The following is an 18,537-nucleotide window of genomic DNA, read 5'->3' on the forward strand; positions in this document are numbered from 1 at the left end:
GACCACATCCATTCCGTTCACGACGCCGAACGAGAGAGAGACGATGACAGACCCCCACGACGACGAAATCGTTCGCCGGGAACTGAACACTGACAGAGAGGAGCCGACCGTTGCGATAGCGGAAGTCGTCGCCGACCTTGAGGGAACGCAGGCAGACGAATTGACAACGGCCTACGACTGCATCGACGGGATGATATCGGAGTTGTATTCGAATCCGCCGTCACCGGAGGCACAGATGACGATCGAGTTCACGTACAGCGGCTACCGTATTACCGTCGAGCAGAGCGGCGCCGCGAAGTTCGTCAAAGTCACGTAACCGCTGTCGGCCGGATCCCGGACAACGGTAGCGTATCCACGCTCGGTTGGACGAAGCCATCGGTCAACTCGCACACCCTCCTAACGGCCGTTTCTGGAGGGAAGATAGCGAACCACCCGGATTCCCACGGATGCGGATAGTCGGAAGACGTACGTCCCCGCTGGCGCGGCTTACTCGAACTCGGGATCCCGCTTGTTCACGAACGCGTCCATCCCCTCGCGCTGATCCGGCGTTCCGAACAGTCCCGAGAAGACGCGCTGCTCGTACTCCAGCCCCGCACCGAGGCCCGTCTCGTACGACTGATTGATCGCCTCCTTCGCCGCCGCGACGGCGAACTTCGGCTGGGCAGCGAGGTCGGCGGTCAGCTCGTCGATTCTGGAGTCGAGTTGATCGTGGGCGACCACCTCGCCGACCATACCGTACTCGTGGGCGTCGGTCGCGTCGATGCGGTCGCCGAAGAGGATCAGCCGTCGGGCGACCTCGTCGTTGACGAGTCGGGGGAGCCGCTGGGTACCGCCCCAGCCGGGGACGATCCCGAGGTCGATCTCGGTCTGACCGAAGACGGCGTTCTCGGCGGCGACGCGGAGGTCGCACGCCAGCGCGAGTTCGCACCCGCCGCCGAAGGCGTAGCCGTTAACCGCGGCGATGCTGGGCGCGGGGAACGTCTCCAGCGAGCGCGCGATGTCGTGACCCAACTCGGCGTACGCCTGCGCCTCGGGCGTACCGAGGTCCTTCATGTAGCTGATGTCGGCGCCGGCGATGAACGCCTCCTCGCCCGCGCCGGTGAGCACGAGCGCGCGGACGTCGGCGTCCTCCGCCTCGGCGACGGCCGTCCGGAGCGCCTCCAGCGTCTCGACGTTCAGGGCGTTGAGCTTGTCCGGGCGGTCGATCGTGATCGTGGCGACCTCGTCGTCGATGTCGAGGATGACGGTGTCTGATTCGGGCACGCGCAGTGCATCACGGCGTCGCGACCTAATCGTTTCCCCGACGGCATTCCACGGACCGCGGACACCGCAACCGGGAGGCCCAAATACCCCGGCGGGGAAGCCCCCGGCGATGAGCGACCTCACCGACGAGGAGCTGGAGCGGCTCGCCGACGTGGTGCGGCTCCAGCCGACGAAGAACAGCGAGCTCGGCGACCGGTGGGGGATGGACAGCGGCAGCGACGTGCACAGCTATCTGGAGACCCACCTGACGGACTACTACTACCGCGACGACAACAGCCTCATCCGGGCGACGACCGAGGCCGCCGAACTCACCGGCGTCGAGCCCGGCGTCGTCGACGACGAGGACGACCCGAACGCGGTGCCCGAGCGGATCACGGTCCCCGAACTCCACGAGCAGGTGTTCCGCGTCGTCGCCGACCACGACGAACGCTCGGAGTCGGTCGTCTCCGTGCTGAACAAGGTCCGCGAGGAGTACGGCGTCGACCCCGAGGCCGGCGACGTGCGTCGCGCGCTCCAGAGCCTCCGGCGCAAGAACGTCGTCGAGGTCGTCTACCGCACGGTGCCGACGTTCAAACTGGCGGTGCCGCGCGAGGAGATCGAAGTGGTCGTCGCCGACGACGCCTGACACGACTCACGGTTCGTCGGTCGGTCCCATTCGGCGCACCGGCTCACTCTCACCCTCTCCCTCACTCTCATCCTCACCCTCTCCCTCACTTTCACTCGTGTTCGACCGCTCGTTGCCGCTCCCGCTCGCGCCGCCGTTCCAACAGCGCCCGGATCCCCTTCCCCGGACCGCCCTCGATCGGCCAGCCGTTCGTCCGCCACTGCGGCGGCTCCGGCGAGAACTCCGGACACCTGCCCTTGCACTCGGCGGCCGTCGGGACCCGTTCCTTCGCTGCACAGTATGGAACGAGCGCGCGTCCCTCCCTGCGAAGCTCGAAGTGACGACAGTCCGGCCGCATCGTCTCCCGGAACGAGCGCCACCCCTTGCCGTAGGCGCGCTCGGCCAACAATAGCCGGGTTCGTGGGTCGCCGTCGGCGTCGAGCGCGGTCGGGTGCCAGACGACCTCCCCCGCACCGGCGTGGACGCCGTCCGAGAAGTCGAACTCTATGACGCCCACCTCTACGGGGATATCCTCCAACAGCGCCGGCGACACCCGATCCCCGGTCGCGGCGGTGGCGACCCACACCTCGTCGGCGAGACCCGACTCCACGTCGTGGCGAAGCTGATCCGACAGCGCGGCCGCGGCGCTGGCGTCCAGATCCGGCTTGTTCTCGATCGCAACTACGCGCTCGACCCAGTCGGGATAGTGGCGCAGGCGCCGGAACTCGATTCGACCGTTCGCCCCGCGACGTTTCTCGAGCAGGTCGCGGCCGGCCGCGCGGTGGACGGCCTCGCGGACGTAGCGCCACGGGAACCCCGGGTCCTCGAGGGCGTCCCGATACCACCGGTAGTCCGCGGGCGCCCCACGGACGACACGCAGGAGGTCCGAGTCGAGCGTCCGCTCGCCGAACGCGCGCCGCGCCGCCAGCGCGTCGGGGTCGACCTCCAGCACGACGGTGTCCCAGCGGCGCTCGCGGGTGCCGAGCTGCCGCGCGACGACGACTGGACGGTCGCCGTCGGCGGGGTGCCAGGCGAGTTCGGCCCACCGGCTGACGAGCAGCTCGAAGGCGAACTCGCTGTCGCCGGCGCCCCGAAACACACCCGGAGGTGGCGCGGACGCGAACTAACCGGTTTCGGTGTCACCACTGTGCCGCCCGCCGCGTTCCGGCGGTTCCGATCCGGCTGTGCTGCGGGGCGCTCCCGGTCAGCTCTCGGACCCGAGGAGGTAGCCGTCCGCCTCGGTGGCCTTGAGATCGTCCAGGTAGTCGTGGGCCTCCTCGAGGATATCTCGGGGGCCGTCCTGCGTGATGGTGTTGAGCGCTTGCTTGTAGTCGCGCCACTGGAGGTCGCGATGTTCGGTCGACAGCTCCGCGGAGGCCTCGAACGAGTGGGCGATGAACAGGTGCACCGTCTTGTGGATGGTGTTGCCGCCCGCCTCGAACACGTAGTCGTACTCCTTGCGGAAGCCGTCGATGAGACGGAAGTCTTCGACTCCCGCCTCCTCAGTCACTTCTCTGATCGCCGTCTGCTGGAGTTCCTCTTTCCCTTCGACCCCGCCCTTGGGGAACTCCCAGTCCCCGGGTCGGCTCTTCAGGAGCAAGTACTCCCTGCGGCCGCGGGTGTCGCGGAAGAGGATGGCTCCAGCGCTAGTCGCTTCGACCGGCATTAGCGACAGGTAAGCTACCCCGGTTGAAGAGTATGTCGGAGCCGAGACCGCCCCATCGGCCGGAACGACGCCTGTGCGGCCCCCAGCGACCGCGAGCCTGCCTCCGGTCCCCCGTTTCGACCCGTTGTTGAGCGCCCCAACGACGCCCGTGTGAGCCTCCCGCGTGGCGGTGCGCGGGTAGATGCGCTTTTGCCGCTCCGGCGAAACAGAACGGTAGACCCCAGCTCATGACCTTCGTAACCAAGCTTCGGTTCCAAAGCGGGGACCGGGCCGCGCTCGACGACACCGTGAACAGCCTCCGCGAGATGCTGGAACGAAAGGGCGCCGAGTGCAAGGGCCCCCACACGGAACCTTCAGAACGTATCCGCGTGCCGCTGTACGAGGGCCTCTCCTCCGGGAACGAGCTCGGCGAGTGGACGTTCGAGGTGTTCGCACGCCGCCTCGAGATCCACGGGAACGACCACATCGCCCGCGAGGTCGGGCACATGGACTTCCCCGACTCCGTCCACGTCGAGATCGAACTCGAACAGAAGAAGCCGCTCGGTCACCGACAGAACTGAGCCGCCGGACGATAGATCCCCGCTCACGTGTACGTCCACGTCAACGCCGCCGTCTCCGTCGACGGGAAGCTCTCCTCGCGCCGCCGCGAGCAGGTCCGAATCAGCGGCGCCGCCGACTTCGACCGCGTCGACCGGATCCGCGCGGCCGCCGATGCCGTGCTCGTCGGCGTCGGCACCGTCCTCGCGGACGACCCGCACCTCACGCTCGACGAGGAGGACCGCCGCGTCCAGCGCCTCCGTGACGGCCGTTCCGGGAATCCCGCCCGCCTCGTCGCCGACTCCCGCGCTCGCACACCATCGAACGCCCGGATCCTCGACGACGAGGCGACGACCTACCTGCTCGTGAGCGATGAGGCGGACCCGGACCGGCTGGCGGATCTCCGCGACGCCGGCGCGGAGGCCGTCGCCGCCGGCGGCGATGACGGCCGTGTCGACCTCCGAGCGGCCTTCGACGCGCTCGAACGCGAGGGGATCGAGCGCGTCATGGTGGAAGGCGGCGGCGAAGTGATCTTCTCGCTGTTCGACGCAGGTCTGGTTGACGAACTCACCCTCTACGTCGGATCGCTCGTGATCGGCGGCCGTAACGCGCCGACGCTCGCGGACGGCGAGGGGTTCGTCGACGACTTCCCGCGGCTGGAGCTGGTCGACGTTGCACGCGTCGACGACGGCGTGCTGCTCTCGTACGAGACTTGAAGTACCGGAGACGGGGCCAGCCCGTCGTATGCGCTGACCCACGCCGTCCGTCGCTCAGCGGGTGCGCGACTCATCGACGGACGCGGCCGCGCCGCGAGTCGCCTGTTCGCCTCGCCCGACAGCGACGGTGCTCGCGGTAACGAGCGTGTTTTCAGCGCACGGTCCGCGGTTTCGCGGTCGTGCGCGACGCCGACACTCGAGTGGAACGGTTAACACGCCAACTCGCCAAATAGCCGATATGAGCAGCAACACTGCCGCCGGGGAACCCGTTCACGTCGAAAGCGAAGAGCAGTTCGCGGAGCTGACGAGCGAGGGGCTCGTGCTCGTCGATTACCACGCCGACTGGTGTGGCCCGTGTAAGATGTTGGAGCCGACGGTCGAGGAGCTCGCGGCCGAGGTCGACGGGTTGACTGTTCTCAAAGTCGACGTCGACGCGTTCCAGGGGCTCGCCGCCGCCGCCGGGGTACGCGGCATCCCGGCGCTGCAGTTCTACGCCGACGGGGAGGAGGCCGAGCGTCTCGTCGGCGTCCAGGAGAAGGAGTCGCTCCTGCAGGTTATCGACCGGCTGCAGTAAGCGGCGGCGCCGACGACGCGGATATCGGAGCAGAACGCCGTCTCGCATGCGACTGCGCCTCGCCGAGTCTCCGATCACTCGCCGGGCTCGAGCGCGTCGACGAGCGTGCCGTGCGCCTCGCCGTTCGAGGCGATCAGTCCCTGCGAGCCCGGACGCCAACGCTCGCCGTTCACGTCGGTCGCGCAGCCGCCGGCCCGCCGGATCAAGTGGACACCGGCGGCAGTGTCCCAGGCGTTGAGTTCGACCGTCGAGACGACGGCATCGAGTTCGCCGGTCGCGACGCCCGACAGCGCCGCCTGCGCGCAGCCGAACCGCCGCATATCGCCGAACTCGGCGAGTACGGTATCGACGGCGTCCATCAGGCTCCGCCGGTGGGGTCGGGACACGCCGAACACGGGGTTGACGAGGAACGCCTTCGGGTCGTCGATCTCGCTGACTGTCGCGGGCTCTCCGTTCCGGCGTGCGATATCGTCGCCGGCGACGTACAGATCGTCGGTCGCCGGGGCGTAGTTCGCCGCGGCGAGGGGCGCTCCGTCGCGACAGACGGCGACGCTCGTCATCCAGACACGGTTCCCCTTCGCGTAGTTAACGGTCCCGTCGATCGGGTCGATGACCCAGGCGATACCCGTCTCCGGAACCGACTTCAGCGCGTCGTCCTCCTCCCCGACGACGGCGTCGCCGGGGTACGTCTCGCCGATGTACTCGATGACGTGCTCTTGGACCGCGCGATCGACGGCGGTGACGGCGTCCATCGGCCCGTCCGCCTTCGTCTCCACCTCGAGCGCCGAGCGAAACGCGTCGAGCGCGACGCTTCCACCGCGTTCGGCTGCGGCGACGGCGGTTTCGAGCCGGTCGTCGATCCCTGTCGGCGCCGACGGCTGATCGGTCATACGTGCCGGTCGGGCTCCCGCTACAAGCGTCGGTCGATCCGTGTGGATCGGAGAGGTGGGCGTCCACAGCCACCGCGTGGCCGGTGCTCACGGGCAACGATCGCGGACGACACTCGCGGGTGGCACGGCCGAACGTGCGGATCCGGTCAGTCCACGCGGCCGATCGCCACGTCGTGACCCGCGGTGTTCTCGTGGTCCGCGGCGACCCGAGCCGCGTCGCGCCCGGAGTCGCTCAGAAGCTCTGTGGGACAGTCGCGGCAGACGACGTGGTATCTGTACCTGTGTTGGTGCATCTCGACCGCGGCGTCGGACGGGTGACTGTTTGGTATTCACAGGCTAACAGCGCTGGAAGGGGCGAAAACGAGCGGTACGACCGCGTGTTCGCGGCCGGTAGCTACGGGGATTCGACGGATTCCGGAGGTGCTTCCCGGTCGAGGTCAGCCGCGCGCGACCGCACCTGTTCGACGACCGACGGCGGTGCCTCGAACTCCAACTCGACCTGCGTGGCGTCGTACTCCTCGCGCTCGACGTGGCCGTTGTCGTGCACCCACGAGACGAGGCTCATCGCGTCGTCGGACAGCGGGAGCAACAGCCGTTCGCGTTTCCAGTCGGGGAGCTCCGCCTCGACGCGCTCGCGCAGGTCATCGATCCGGTCTCCGGTCAACCCGGAGACGCACACCGGATTCGGTGCCAGCGCGGACAGCGCCTCCCGCTTGTGACGGAGCTCGTCGTCGCTCAGGCGGTCCACCTTGTTGAACACCGTAACGATGGGCGCCTCGTTGCGCTCGTACAGCGTGTCGTGAGACGTGACGAGCTTCTCGCGCATCTCCTCGACGGGCTCGCTGGCGTCGACGACGAGCAGGACGAGATCGGCGTGATACACCGACTGCAGCGTCGACTCGAACGACTCCACCAGCCAGTGCGGCAGGTCGGAGATGAACCCGACCGTGTCGGTGAGCAGCACGTCGCGCTTGCCCGTGTTCGCGCGGCGGGTCGTCGTCCCGAGCGTGGTGAACAGCTGGTTCTGTGACTCCGCGGTCGAGTCGAGGTCGGGATGTTTCTCCGCGTTCTCGTCGACGTCGAGGTCGTCCGCGAGACGTCGAAGCAGCGTCGACTTCCCGGCGTTGGTGTATCCCGCCAGCGCGACCAGATCGAACCCGGACTCACGGCGCTGCTCGCGACGCTTCTCCTCGGTCTCGGCGATAGCGTCGAGCTCGTCTTTGATCCGGCTGATCTGGGCCTTGATGTCGCGCTCGCGCGACTCGTCATACTCGCCGAGGCCCATGAAGCCGGGTCGCTCGTCGCGCTTGGCGAGACTCGCTTTCACCTCGGCGCGGGGGAGTTCGTAGCGCAGCCCCGCGAGCTCGACCTGGAGCTGCGCCTTGCGCGTCTGCGCGCGCTGGCCGAATATGTCGAGGATGAGCGTGAAGCGGTCGACCACCTCGGCTCCCTCCGGAAGCTTCGACCCGATGTTGAACGTCTGGTACGGGCCGACCTCGTTATCGATGATCACGACGTCTGCGTCCTCGCGCGCGACGAGCCGCGCGAGCTCGTCGGCTTTCCCCTCCCCGAAGTGGTAGGCGGGGTCCTGATCCCGGGTCTGTGTCAGCGACGCGGTCACCTCGTACCCCGCCGCGGTCGCGAGCTCCGTGATCTCCGTCAGGTCGGCGCGCCCGCGGTCGACGCGTTTCGCGACGACCGCCGTCGGCGCCTCCCCGGTGCGGCGGTCAGGGATGGCTGTCACCCACCTCGCGGTTCGTGCTGTGCGGCTGTGCGTGCATACGCGCGAGTACGCGGTCGGAGGACTTCAATTCCGCGCCGGTGCCGTCCGACAAGTTTCCCGCCCGCGTCACGTGATCGCGACCGCAACCCCGCCCGGACACGCTCCGTTCACGGTTTCACGGCCGACGTGGCTATCGGGGTCGCTTCGAGACAATGCGATCACGACCGTGTAGCCGTTCGGCCCACAAACGACTTAACCGGGGACGGCCCACACCGCGGTATGCCAGGACTGGAACTGCTCGCACAGTTGGATATCGACCCCCGGCAGCTCGGGTTCGAACTCGGGACGGGGGCCGTCATCGGGGGGATCATCGGGTTCGCGGCGAAGAAGATCGCGAAGCTGATCGCGGTGATCGTCGGGCTGGAGCTCGCGCTGTTCAAGTTTCTCGAATCCCGGGGAGTATTGACCGTGAACTGGAACAAGCTCGGCGGAGCGTTCGAGTCGCTCGGGACGGCCGCGACCGCCGAGACGCCGCCGACGTGGGTCGAGACGATCCTCTCGACGCTGTCGGTGTCGGCGGGGTTCACCGGCGGCTTCTTCGTCGGCTTCAAGCGGGGATGATCGACCCGCGGTGGGTCCGTCTCCGGCCACACCGCGCCGCTATCGGCGGCTGATCTCGTCCTCCTCTTTCACGACGCGCGTCTCGGCCTCCCCGCTGGACACCTCGTTCACGAGGTCGTAGAAGTCGTTCTGCAGTCCCGCGGGGAACGTGACCACGCCGACCCACGAGCCGTCGCTTTGCCACTCCTCGCGCTCCAGATCGCCGAACTCGCGCACCTTCGCCTGCCCTGAACCCGCGTAGTCGGCGGGCAACTGCACCGCGATCGTCACCTCGTCGAAGCGGATCGGGATGACGGGGCGCAAGGCTTCGAGCGCGTCGTCGATCTGGTTCTCGACGGGCTCCATCGGGTCGAGCGTGAACCCCGCCTCCTCCAGCGCGCGCTCGATTCGCTCGGGCGGGTGGGGCGCGTCGTCCATCTGTGGGTTCACCGCGTTGCGCGTGATGCGGTTGACGAGCTGTTTGTGCTTCTGTTCGAGCATCTCCTTGCGCTGCTCGGCGGTGATCTGGATCTCCCCGCGCTTGATGACCTCCGGGATGATCTCCATCGCGTCGGTCGTGCCGAACACCTCCTCGACGTCCTCCTCGGGCGGTCGGTCGCCGCGGGAAGCGTTCTCGAAGACGTCCTCGGCGGCGATCACGTCCTCCAGATCCCCGTCGAACTCGCCGCGTTTGATCGCCAGCGCCGCGTCCGGGTCGATCAGGACTTCGAAGCGCGTGCCATGGGATTCCAGCCGGGCGGTGACGGCCTCGTCGAGTGATATCATAGATGGTGGTTCCGCGGCCGTGATTAAAAGGTATCCGGCGGACGCAACCGGGCTAGCGCGACACCTGCACGGAGATCACTCCAGCACGGTCTTGTCCTTCGTCACGACCTCCACGTCCGTGATCCGCGTGTTCGGATACCCGCCCGTCGCGTCCTTCTCGGCGGCCTTCACCATGTCCCAGACGACGTTCAGGCCGGTGGTGACGCCCTCCAGCGCCTCCATCTCGCAGCCCGTCTTCCCGGTCGTCTCGACGGCGACCTCCAGATCGATTCGGTCGTCGCTCACCTCGAACTCGGTGTCGACGTTCGTTATCGGGATCTGGTGGCACATCGGGATCGTCTCCCAGGTGTGTTTCACCGCCTGTACCGCGCCGATCCGGGCGGTCGCGAGCACGTCGCCCTTCCGCACCTCGTTGCCGCGGACGGCCTCGACGGTCGACTCGGTGAGGTGGATCGTGCCGCGCGCGACCGCGCGCCGCGCGGACTCGGGTTTGTTCCCGACGTTCACCATCTGCACGTCGCCGGCGTCGTCGGTGTGGGTGAGGTCGTCGTCCGCGTCGGCGGTCGGATCGTCGTCCGAGCCGGCGTCGCGGTCGCCGTGGGCGTCGTCGTCGCTCATGTCACTCCCCTTCGTCGCGGAGGGCTTGTGGGATTCGATCGGGGAGGTCAGAGGCGGCGAGACCGTCGCCGAACTCGTCGGCGGCCGCGTCGCCCGCGCGGCCGTTCGCCCACGCCGCGAGCGCGGCCGCCTGGAGCGGCGACTCGACCTGCGCGGCGAGCGCGCCCGTCATCCCGGCGAGCACGTCGCCGGTGCCGCCGACGGTCATGCCCGGGTTGCCCGTCCGTCCCACTCGGGTGTCCGCCCCGTCGCTGACAACGTCGTAGCGACCCTTCACGAGGAGCGTGTGGCCCAACTCGCCCGCGAACTCGGTCACGAGGTCGGCACGCTCGCGCCAGTCGTCGTCGGTCTCACCGCCCATCTTCAGCAACTCGCCCTGGTGCGGTGTGCAGATCAGGTCGGCGTCGGTGTCGGCCTCGGGGACGACCTGGAGCGCGTCGGCGTCGACGACCGCGCGGCCGTCGTAGCCGGCGAGGAACTCGGCGACGGCGTCGAGCGTCACGTCGGCGCTGCCGAGTCCGGGGCCGAAGACCACGGTGTCCTGGTCGGCCGCGCGGTCGAGCAGGTCGTCGACGTGCCGCGGGGCGAGGTGGTCGCCGTCGAACGGGCGGACGATGAGGTCGGGGCCGTACCCCTGGATCTCGCGGGCGACGGGCTCGGGGCAGGCCACCCTGACGAGGTCGGCGCCGGCGCGGAGCGCGGCCCGGGCGGCGAGCGCGGGCGCGCCGGTGTAGGGGCCGCCGCCGACGACGAGCACCTCGCCGTTGTCGCCCTTGTGGGAGTCGGCCTCGCGGCGAAGCGCCAGCAGGTCGCCAGGGCCGACGAACGTCTCGGCGGCGTCGGGGATGCCGATGTCCGCGACCGTCACGTCGGCGTCGAGATCCGCGAGCCCCGGTTTATCCTCGTGGAAGGTGACGACCGCGTCGGCGTCGACGGCGAGGCTCGACCCGGCTCCCGCCCCCGTCGGCTCGCCGGTATCGGCGTCGACGCCGGAGGGTACGTCGACGGAGACGACGGGCACGTCGGCGGCGTTGAGCCGGCGGGCGACGGTCGCCTCAGGCTCCCTGAGCGCGCCCGTGACGCCCGTGCCGAGCATCGCGTCGACGACGAGGTCCGGACCGTACTCGTCGAGGTCGAACTCGCGGGAGTCGGCGACGGTTCGGGTCGGGAGGTCGCTCCCGACGAGCGCGTCCCAGTTCTCGCGGGCGATGTCGGTGCGGATCGTCTCCGGTCGGCCCAGAAGGAGCGTCTCGATGACGAACTCGTCGAGGAACCGCGCGGCGACCATCGCGTCGCCGCCGTTGTTCCCGCGGCCGCAGATCAGGAGGACTCGATCGCCGGGGGCCGCCCGCTCGCGGACCGCGCGGGCGACGGCGTTGCCCGACGACTCCATCAGCTGTTTCGTCGAGACGCCGAGCGCCGCGGCGTTGCGGTCGACCATCGCCATCCGCTCGGAGGAGATCATGTGTCGACTCCGAGTTCGACAGGGAGGGGGTAAAGCGCGTGGGTGGGCTCAGTGAGACGCGACCCTCGTTCGGACGGTTGGGATAGCAGCGCGTTCCGTGACGTTCGCCACACCACTGTTATCAAGTACTCCATGGCTGTGAACCCGATATGGCCAAGCACCGGTGGCTGTTCGCGTGGGGACTCGGCTCGATCGCCGCGGGTGTCGCGTCGTTGTTGGTCCCGCTGTACGTCGTCCAGATCGGAGGCGACCCGTTCGAACTGGGCTTGCTCGGTGCCGTCGCCGCGTTCCTCGGAGCCCCCGGCGCGATCGTCTGGGGTCGCCTCGCCGATCGGACGTCGAACTCACGCGGGATCATTCTGTTCAGCCTCGGCGGCGTCGGCGTACTCCTGGGTGTGATGCCGTTGCTCTCCTCGATCCCGGCCCTCATCGTCGCGAACGCGATCCTCTGGCTCGTGTTCGCCGCCGCGGGGCCCGTACTGACGCTGCTCGTCGTCGCCGATACGCCCGAACGGGAGTGGAATCGAGAGATCGCACTCCTCAACAAGTATCAGGGATACGGCTGGGCCGGCGGGCTGTTGCTCGGGATCTGTTGGTCCCTCACGGTCGGTCGGCAGTTCACGCCGGCGTTCACACAGCAGTCCCTGTTCGTGTTCAGTGGGATCTCTGCGCTACTCGCCGCAGTCCTTCTCGATCGCTGGATGCCAGCACCGTCACGGCGACAACTCGGTCGGGTCGATCCTGAACAGGTCGCACGGATCCTCTCGATCGGCCGACGAGGAATCCGTGGGGCGACGTTCGTATTCAACCCCAACCGTCTGTATTGGTCGACCCGGACGCTGCACCCGAAGCATCTCGCCGGCAAGTTCACACCCACGCTCGCCGTGTACTTCCTCGGCGTCGTCCTCTTCTTCATCGGCTTCTCGGCGTTCTTCGCGCCACTTCCCCTGTATCTCACCGGCGTCGGCTTCTCCTCGGATCTGGTGTTCGGGCTCTATCTCGTTTCCAGTCTCGGTGCGGCGGCGTTCTACACCAGTGCGGGGACGCTCAGTACCAGATTCGACCTCAGAATTCTCCAGACGGGCGCACTGGGGATTCGGGGTCTCGCGATCCCGCTCGTCGCCGTCGTCGGTGCAGCGCTCGCTGCCGGTGTCGTCGGGATGGCTCTCTCCGCACTCCTGTTCGTCCTCATCGGCGTCTCCTGGGCAGTGATCGCCGTGACCGCCGGGACGATCGTTACACGGATCGCCCCCGCGGATGTCCGGGGGGAAGCACTGGGGATGTACGCCGCGCTCTCGGCCCTCGCCGGCGGTATCGGGAGTATGGGAGGTGGCGCGCTCGCGAACGGAGTCGGGTTCACCACCGCGTTCGTCGTGGCGGGCGTCGTCATCATGGCCGGCGCTGGGATCGTCATGTCGCTGCGTCAGCTATCGTCACGGACGAAGGTCACGCTGGATAGCGCTCACGAGGTGGAGGGCAGTTCGGCCCAACCCGGAACGGACGACTGAAGTCCGTCCCTGAATCCGGGTTATCACCGTTCTCGGGGATCGATCGGTTCGACCGAGATCGCTATCGAGCCCGGAATCGACGGCCGATCCTACTGCGACTGCCGGTACACGAGGTTGCGCTGCACCTCGCTGGCGCCCTCGTAGATCACCGGAATGCGCACGTCCCGGTAGACGCGGGCGATGCGGCGCTCGGTGAGGATCGAGCGGCCGCCGTGGAGCTGCATCCCGCGCTCGGCGCAGTCGACGGCCGTCTCCGTGGACTTGAGCTTCGCCATCGCGGCCCACAGCCCGGCGTTCTCGCCCTCGTGGAGCTTCTCGGCGGCGCGCCAGTTGAGCGAGCGCGCGGCCTCGAACTCGGTGCGCATGTCGGCCAGGTCGTGCTGGACGGACTGGAACTCAGAGATGGTACGGTTGAACGCCTCGCGGTCGTGGACGAACTCCCACGCCTCCTCGATGGCCGCCGCGGCGAGGCCGATGCCGTGGCCGCCGACGACGACGCGTCCGTGGTTGAAGAAGTCCGCGAGCATGTAGAAGCCGCCGCCCTCGGCGCCGATCAGGTTCTCCTCGGGGACGAAGCAGTCCTCCATGACGATGTGGCCCTGCTTGGACGCGCGCATGCCCATCTTCTCGGGGATGTGCTCGGCCTCGTAGCCGTCGGCGTCGGTCTCGACGATGAACAGCGAGTAGTTGCCGTAGCGGTCCTCGGAGTCGCCGGTCTTCGCGTAGACCGTGAGCCAGTCGCCCTCGACGGCGTTGCCGACCCAGTACTTCTCGCCGGTGATCTCGTAGCCGCCGTCGACCTTCTCGGCCTTGGTCGTCATGCCCGCGAGGTCGGAGCCGGTCTGCGGCTCAGACACCGCGAGCCCGGATATCTGCTCGCCCTCGGCGACGGGGCGGACGTACTCCTCGCACTGCTCGTCGGTGCCGTAGTCGTAGACGAGCTCGTTGCCGAACGACGCGAGCATCATCGTCAGCCCGATGCCGGCGTCCGCGCGGTAGAACTCCTCGGCGATGGCGAGCATCTGGTAGATGTCGAGGCCGCGGCCGCCGTACTCCTCGGGGATGTCCTGTCCGACGAGGCCCGCCTCCTGGCCGGCCTCCAGCACCTCCCACGGGTAGTCGTCGGCCTCGAAGTGCTCCTGGGCGACCGGCGCGATGTGCTCTTCGGCGAACTCGCGAGCTTCCTGCTTCACGTCGCGCGCGTGCTCCGGAACCAGCGACTCGTCCAGCAGACCGAGGTCCGTGTTCATACTTCCCATTCGGTAACCCGCCACCATAATCTCCGTGGAACCGCCGACCCGGGGATTCGCGTTTACCGGGCGCGCGTTACTCCTCGTCGTCGGATTCCTCGTCCCCGTCCGCCCCCTCGATGTCGTCCTCATCGCCCCCACTGTCTCTACCGCCCCCACTGTCTCCACCGCCCCCACCGTCCGCACCCCCCCTGCCGTCCGCGGTTCCCTCAGCGGGGGTCGTCGCCCTGTCGGCATCGGACCCCTCGACTGCGTCGTCCGTCTCGCCCAAGTCGCGCTCGGCGCCACGGGCACGTTCGAGCCGGTCCCGTACGGCCGGTCGCTCGACGGTGCCGGAGACGGTTCGGGGGAGCTCCTCGGCGAACGCGATCGTACGCGGGATCTTGAATCCCGCTAAGCGCTCGCGGCAGAACGATTCGACGGCCGCGGCCGTCAGCGGGTCCTCGGCCGTCGCGGTCGGCTCGACGGGGACGACGAGCGCGGCGACGCGCTCGCCCCACTCGTCGTCCGGCAGGCCCGCGACCGCGACGTCGTCGATGTCGGGGTGTCCGCGGATCGCCGCCTCGACCTCGCCGGGGTCGACGTTCTCGCCGCCGGAGATGATCCGGTCGTCGAGGCGGTTGAGCACGTACACGTAGCCGTCCCCGTCGCGGTAGCCCACGTCACCCGTCCGGAGCGCGCCGTCGTCGGACGACGCGGCGTCGGTCGTCGCCTCGTCGCGGTAGTACCCCGCGGTGATCGACGGGCCGGAAACCACGAGCTCCCCTGTTTCGCCCGACGGGAGCTTCGCTCCGTCCTCGTCGCGGACCGTCACGTCCGTCCACAGTAGCGGCCGGCCCACGGTGCCGACTCGGTCGAACGCCTCCCGGGGGCTCGCGGTCGCGATCTGGGAGGCGGCCTCGGTCATCCCCCACGTCGGGTGAATCGGGACCGAGAAGTCGCGACAGCGCTCGATCAGCGAGTCGGGCGCGGGCGCGCCCCCCAACAGCACCGCGCGCAGCGAGCTCGGTAGCGTCCCGCGCGCGTCGAGCATCCGCGAGAGCATCGTCGGGACGAGCGAGACGCCCGTCACGTCGTAGCGCCGGATATCGTCGACGGCGCCGCCGGCGTCGAACGACTCCCGGAGGACGACGCTCGTCCCGTACAGCGTCGCCCGGTACAGCGGCATGATCCCGCCGGTGTGGTGCAGCGACAGCGTCGCGAGGTAGCGGTCGTCGGGCAGCACACCCAGCCGGAACGCCGAGGCGGTCGCCGACGACAGGACGTTCCCCATCGACAGCGGTACGAGCTTCGGCTCCCCGGTCGACCCCGACGTGAACAGCATGATGAGGGTGTCGCCTCGTCCCCAGCGGACCGCGGGAACGTCCCCATCGGGCGCGGCGTCGATCCCCACGACGCGGTCGTCGTCCGGATCGTCGAGCGAGACGACCGGAACCGGCGACCCGGTCGGTCCGCCAGCGCCGTCTACAGCGCCCTCGTCACCGCGGCCACCCGTCCCCTCGGCGTCGACACGGGCGGGCTCGAAGTCGCCGACCGACCGCCAGCCTGTCGCCGCCGGATCATCGGCGTCGCCCTCGCCCGCGTCGCCCTCGCCGGCGGCGCCCTCATTGGCGCCGGTCCCGGCGAACGGATCGCCGAGGGCCGCCGCGACGGCGACGGCTTCAGTGTCCTCCCCACATACGAGCACCGTCGCGTCGGCGGCGGCGAGTTTGGGTTCGAGTTCCGCGGCCGTGAGCCGGTCCGAACAGGGGACGAGCCGCACGCCCAGCCGCATCGCGGCGTGGACGAGCGCCACGTATCCCGGCCGATTGTCGAGGACGACCGCGAGGTGATCCCCCGGTTCGATGCCCAACCCGGCCAGCCGGGCCGCCAGCGCCGCCGCGCGGGCGTCGAGATCCGCGTACGTCAGTGACTCCCCCGAGGCCGCCGGCACGAGCGCTTCCGCGTCCGGCGTGGCGGCGACCCGGTGGGAGAGCCAATCGCGCATGGAACCGAGATGAACCCCATCCCACTACGCTCTTTCCATCGCTGCGGGACCGCGTTGGCGATGCCGTGCTGGGCGACTGCGATGCCTCAGTGTTCGACGAACTCCACGAGGATACCGCCGGTGTCCCGCGGGTGGCAGAAGGCGACCTCGTGGCCCCACGCGCCCGGCCGCGGCTCCTCGTCGATCAACTCGACCCCGAGGTCGCGGGCGCGGTCGAGCGCGCCCGCGATGTCGTCGGTGGCGAACGCGAGGTGGTGGATCCCCGGCCCGTTGCGGTCGAGGTAGCCGGCGATCGCCCCCTCGTCGTCGAGCGGTTCGAGGAGTTCGAGGTACGAGTCGCCCAGTTCGAGGAAGACGACCGCCATCCCGTCGAACTCCTCCTCGTGGGCGATCTCGCAGTCGAGCAGGTCCGTGTACAGCGCGGCGAGTGCGGCCGCGTCGTCGGTCGCGGTCCCGGCGTGGTCGACGTGCATACCCGGCGCGTACGACGCCGGGAGGATAAATCCGTCCGAACCCAGCGTCGATCGCGGACGGGTCCCGGAACTACTGCCCGGGCTTGTACTCGCCGAACTCCTCGCGCATCACGTCGGAGATCTCGCCGACCGTCGCGTACGCCTTCACCGCGTCGACGATGTGCGGCATCACGTTCGCGTCGCCCCGGCAGGCGTCGCGCAGCCCCGCCAGCGCGTCCTCGGCGGCCTCGGAGTCGCGGTCCTCGCGGAGCGCCTGCACCCGGTCGATCTGCGCTTGCTCCTCCTCCTCGGAGACGTCCTCGAGGTCGACGTGGGCCTCCTCCTCGACCTCGTACTCGTTGACGCCGACGATGATCCGCTCGCCCTCCTCGATCTCGCGCTGGCGCTCGAAGGCGGTGTCCTGGATCTGTCGCTGGACCCACTGGCTCTTCACGGCGTCGAGCATCCCGCCGCGGCGGTCGACCTCCTCGAGGATCTCGAACGCCTCCTCCTCGATGCCGTCGGTGAGGCTCTCGACGTAGTAGCTGCCCGCGAGCGGGTCGATCGTGTCGGCGGCGCCGGACTCGTGGGCGAGGATCTGCTGGGTCCGGAGGGCCGTCCGAACCGACTGCTCGGTCGGCAGCGACAGCGCCTCGTCTTTCCCGTTGGTGTGGAGGCTCTGTGTACCGCCGAGCACCGCCGCCAGCGCCTGGTAGCCGACGCGGACGACGTTGTTCTCGATCTGCTGGGCGGTGAGCGTCGACCCGGCGGTCTGGGTGTGGAACTTCAGCTGCTTCGATTTGGGGTTCTCCGCGCCGAACTGCTCCTCCATGATCTTCGCCCACATCCGTCGGGCGGCACGGAACTTCGCCACCTCCTCGAGGATGTTGTTGTGGGCGTTGAAAAAGAAGGAGAGCTGCGGCGCGAACTCGTCGACGTCGAGTCCCGCGTCGACGGCCGCCTGCACGTACTCGATACCGTCGCCGAGGGTGAACGCGATCTCCTGTGCGGCCGTGGAGCCGGCCTCGCGGATATGGTACCCCGAGATGGAGATGGTGTTGAAGCTGGGGACCTCCTCGGCGCAGAACGCGAAGATGTCCGTGATCAGCCGCATCGACGGCTCCGGCGGATAGATGTAGAGGTTGCGGGCGATGTACTCCTTCATGATGTCGTTCTGGATGGTGCCGCGAAGCTCCTCGCGGTCGACGCCCTGCCGGTCGCCGACGGCGATGTACATCGCCAGCAGGACGGCGGCGGGCGCGTTGATCGTCATCGAGGTGGACACCTCGTCCAGCGGGATGTCGTCGAAGACGCGCTCGAAGTCCTCGAGCGAGTCGATGGCGACGCCGGACTTCCCCACCTCGCCGGCGGCCATCTTGGCGTCGGAGTCGTACCCCATCTGGGTGGGGAGGTCGAACGCCATCGACAGCCCCGAGGAGCCCTGGTCGATGAGGTACTGGAAGCGCTCGTTGGTCTCGGCGGCGGTTCCCATCCCGGCGTACTGGCGCATGGTCCACAGGCGCCCGCGGTGCATCGTCGGGTAGACGCCGCGCGTGTACGGCTCCTCCCCGGGGAACCCCACGTCGTCCTCGTAGTCGAGGTCGGGCACGTCGTCCGGGGTGTACAGCCGCTTCACGTCCTGCCCGCCGGTGTCGGTGGTGAACTCCTCCTTGCGCTCCCCGAAGCGGTCGAGCGTCGAGGAGAGGGTTTCCTCCTCCCACTCCCGCTTGCCCTCGCGGATGGCTTCGAGATCGTCGGGGTCGAACATGACGGACCCATCACGCGCCCGCGGCTTAAGCGGACTGGAGCCGTCGCCGCCAGGACGGACGTACCGGCGACCGCGTTGGCCCCACCGGCCGCGACGGCGACGTCGGCGACCGCGACGGGGGCGTCGCCGC

19 protein-coding genes are annotated in these 18,537 nt (G+C 68.8%); 7 read left to right on the forward strand and 12 right to left on the reverse strand.

The features are described 5' to 3' along the window. Positions 1 to 43 precede the first annotated feature (43 nt). Positions 44 to 316, forward strand: a complete 273-nt coding sequence (locus ABJD39_RS11470; RefSeq protein ID WP_348608645.1) for a HalOD1 output domain-containing protein — start codon at positions 44 to 46, stop codon at positions 314 to 316. 170 nt (positions 317 to 486) lie between these two features. On the opposite strand, the gene ABJD39_RS11475 is transcribed toward ABJD39_RS11470, so the two are convergent. Continuing rightward, on the reverse strand, positions 487 to 1,263 hold the full coding sequence (locus ABJD39_RS11475) for an enoyl-CoA hydratase/isomerase family protein (RefSeq protein WP_348608648.1): 777 nt from the start codon (positions 1,261 to 1,263) through the stop codon (positions 487 to 489). Between the two features lie 109 nt (positions 1,264 to 1,372). On the opposite strand from ABJD39_RS11475, the gene ABJD39_RS11480 reads away from it, so the two are divergent. Then, positions 1,373 to 1,888, forward strand: coding sequence for a DUF5797 family protein (locus tag ABJD39_RS11480; protein ID WP_348608650.1), 516 nt, complete (start codon positions 1,373 to 1,375; stop codon positions 1,886 to 1,888). Positions 1,889 to 1,979: 91 nt separating this feature from the next. Here ABJD39_RS11480 and ABJD39_RS11485 read toward each other — a convergent pair whose 3' ends face one another. Then, entirely contained in the window at positions 1,980 to 2,966 is a 987-nt protein-coding gene (locus ABJD39_RS11485) for a DUF5787 family protein (protein WP_348608651.1), read from the reverse strand. A gap of 105 nt (positions 2,967 to 3,071) precedes the next feature. Then, on the reverse strand, positions 3,072 to 3,533 hold the full coding sequence (locus tag ABJD39_RS11490; RefSeq protein ID WP_348608654.1) for a bis(5'-nucleosyl)-tetraphosphatase: 462 nt from the start codon (positions 3,531 to 3,533) through the stop codon (positions 3,072 to 3,074). A gap of 227 nt (positions 3,534 to 3,760) precedes the next feature. On the opposite strand from ABJD39_RS11490, the gene ABJD39_RS11495 reads away from it, so the two are divergent. From ABJD39_RS11495 to ABJD39_RS11505, 3 genes are all read left to right on the forward strand, one after another. Next, positions 3,761 to 4,093 (forward strand): uS10/mL48 family ribosomal protein, encoded by a 333-nt coding sequence (locus ABJD39_RS11495; protein ID WP_348608657.1) that lies wholly within the window; start codon positions 3,761 to 3,763, stop codon positions 4,091 to 4,093. Between the two features lie 27 nt (positions 4,094 to 4,120). Beyond that, on the forward strand, positions 4,121 to 4,786 hold the full coding sequence (locus ABJD39_RS11500; protein WP_348608659.1) for a 2,5-diamino-6-(ribosylamino)-4(3H)-pyrimidinone 5'-phosphate reductase: 666 nt from the start codon (positions 4,121 to 4,123) through the stop codon (positions 4,784 to 4,786). A gap of 238 nt (positions 4,787 to 5,024) precedes the next feature. Then, positions 5,025 to 5,360: a thioredoxin family protein gene (locus tag ABJD39_RS11505; protein ID WP_348608662.1), complete on the forward strand. Its 336-nt coding sequence runs from the start codon at positions 5,025 to 5,027 to the stop codon at positions 5,358 to 5,360. Between the two features lie 74 nt (positions 5,361 to 5,434). On the opposite strand, the gene ABJD39_RS11510 is transcribed toward ABJD39_RS11505, so the two are convergent. Further along, the gene (locus tag ABJD39_RS11510; protein WP_348608664.1) at positions 5,435 to 6,250 is read right to left on the reverse strand and encodes an inositol monophosphatase family protein; all 816 of its coding nucleotides are present in this window, start codon (positions 6,248 to 6,250) and stop codon (positions 5,435 to 5,437) included. A 394-nt stretch (positions 6,251 to 6,644) separates the two neighbouring features. After that, a complete protein-coding gene (hflX, locus tag ABJD39_RS11515) occupies positions 6,645 to 7,994 on the reverse strand; it encodes a GTPase HflX (protein WP_348608666.1) in 1,350 nt (449 codons plus the stop codon). A gap of 258 nt (positions 7,995 to 8,252) precedes the next feature. Here hflX and ABJD39_RS11520 point away from each other — a divergent pair, with 258 nt between their 5' ends. Continuing rightward, the gene (locus tag ABJD39_RS11520; RefSeq protein ID WP_431357847.1) at positions 8,253 to 8,594 is read left to right on the forward strand and encodes an FUN14 domain-containing protein; all 342 of its coding nucleotides are present in this window, start codon (positions 8,253 to 8,255) and stop codon (positions 8,592 to 8,594) included. 39 nt (positions 8,595 to 8,633) lie between these two features. Here the strand turns inward: ABJD39_RS11520 and ABJD39_RS11525 are convergent, their stop codons facing one another. From ABJD39_RS11525 to ABJD39_RS11535, 3 genes are all read right to left on the reverse strand, one after another. Further along, positions 8,634 to 9,359, reverse strand: coding sequence for a ribosome assembly factor SBDS (locus ABJD39_RS11525; RefSeq protein WP_348608668.1), 726 nt, complete (start codon positions 9,357 to 9,359; stop codon positions 8,634 to 8,636). Between the two features lie 75 nt (positions 9,360 to 9,434). Further along, a complete protein-coding gene (gene moaC, locus ABJD39_RS11530; protein ID WP_348608670.1) occupies positions 9,435 to 9,977 on the reverse strand; it encodes a cyclic pyranopterin monophosphate synthase MoaC in 543 nt (180 codons plus the stop codon). Position 9,978: 1 nt separating this feature from the next. Continuing rightward, a complete protein-coding gene (locus tag ABJD39_RS11535; RefSeq protein WP_348608673.1) occupies positions 9,979 to 11,442 on the reverse strand; it encodes an NAD(P)H-hydrate dehydratase in 1,464 nt (487 codons plus the stop codon). A 149-nt stretch (positions 11,443 to 11,591) separates the two neighbouring features. Here ABJD39_RS11535 and ABJD39_RS11540 point away from each other — a divergent pair, with 149 nt between their 5' ends. Further along, positions 11,592 to 12,950: an MFS transporter gene (locus ABJD39_RS11540; protein WP_348608676.1), complete on the forward strand. Its 1,359-nt coding sequence runs from the start codon at positions 11,592 to 11,594 to the stop codon at positions 12,948 to 12,950. Positions 12,951 to 13,039: 89 nt separating this feature from the next. On the opposite strand, the gene ABJD39_RS11545 is transcribed toward ABJD39_RS11540, so the two are convergent. The 4 genes from ABJD39_RS11545 to ABJD39_RS11560 form a co-directional block, all read right to left on the reverse strand. Continuing rightward, positions 13,040 to 14,200, reverse strand: coding sequence for an acyl-CoA dehydrogenase family protein (locus tag ABJD39_RS11545; RefSeq protein ID WP_348608679.1), 1,161 nt, complete (start codon positions 14,198 to 14,200; stop codon positions 13,040 to 13,042). 76 nt (positions 14,201 to 14,276) lie between these two features. Beyond that, entirely contained in the window at positions 14,277 to 16,187 is a 1,911-nt protein-coding gene (locus ABJD39_RS11550; RefSeq protein WP_348608682.1) for a class I adenylate-forming enzyme family protein, read from the reverse strand. An 86-nt stretch (positions 16,188 to 16,273) separates the two neighbouring features. Then, positions 16,274 to 16,660, reverse strand: a complete 387-nt coding sequence (gene mce / locus ABJD39_RS11555; protein WP_348608684.1) for a methylmalonyl-CoA epimerase — start codon at positions 16,658 to 16,660, stop codon at positions 16,274 to 16,276. Positions 16,661 to 16,730: 70 nt separating this feature from the next. Then, positions 16,731 to 18,407, reverse strand: a complete 1,677-nt coding sequence (locus ABJD39_RS11560) for an acyl-CoA mutase large subunit family protein (RefSeq protein ID WP_348608687.1) — start codon at positions 18,405 to 18,407, stop codon at positions 16,731 to 16,733. Positions 18,408 to 18,537 lie beyond the last annotated feature (130 nt).

The organism is Halobaculum rarum (assembly GCF_040025155.1).
GTDB classification, from domain to species: Archaea; Halobacteriota; Halobacteria; order Halobacteriales; family Haloferacaceae; genus Halobaculum; species Halobaculum rarum.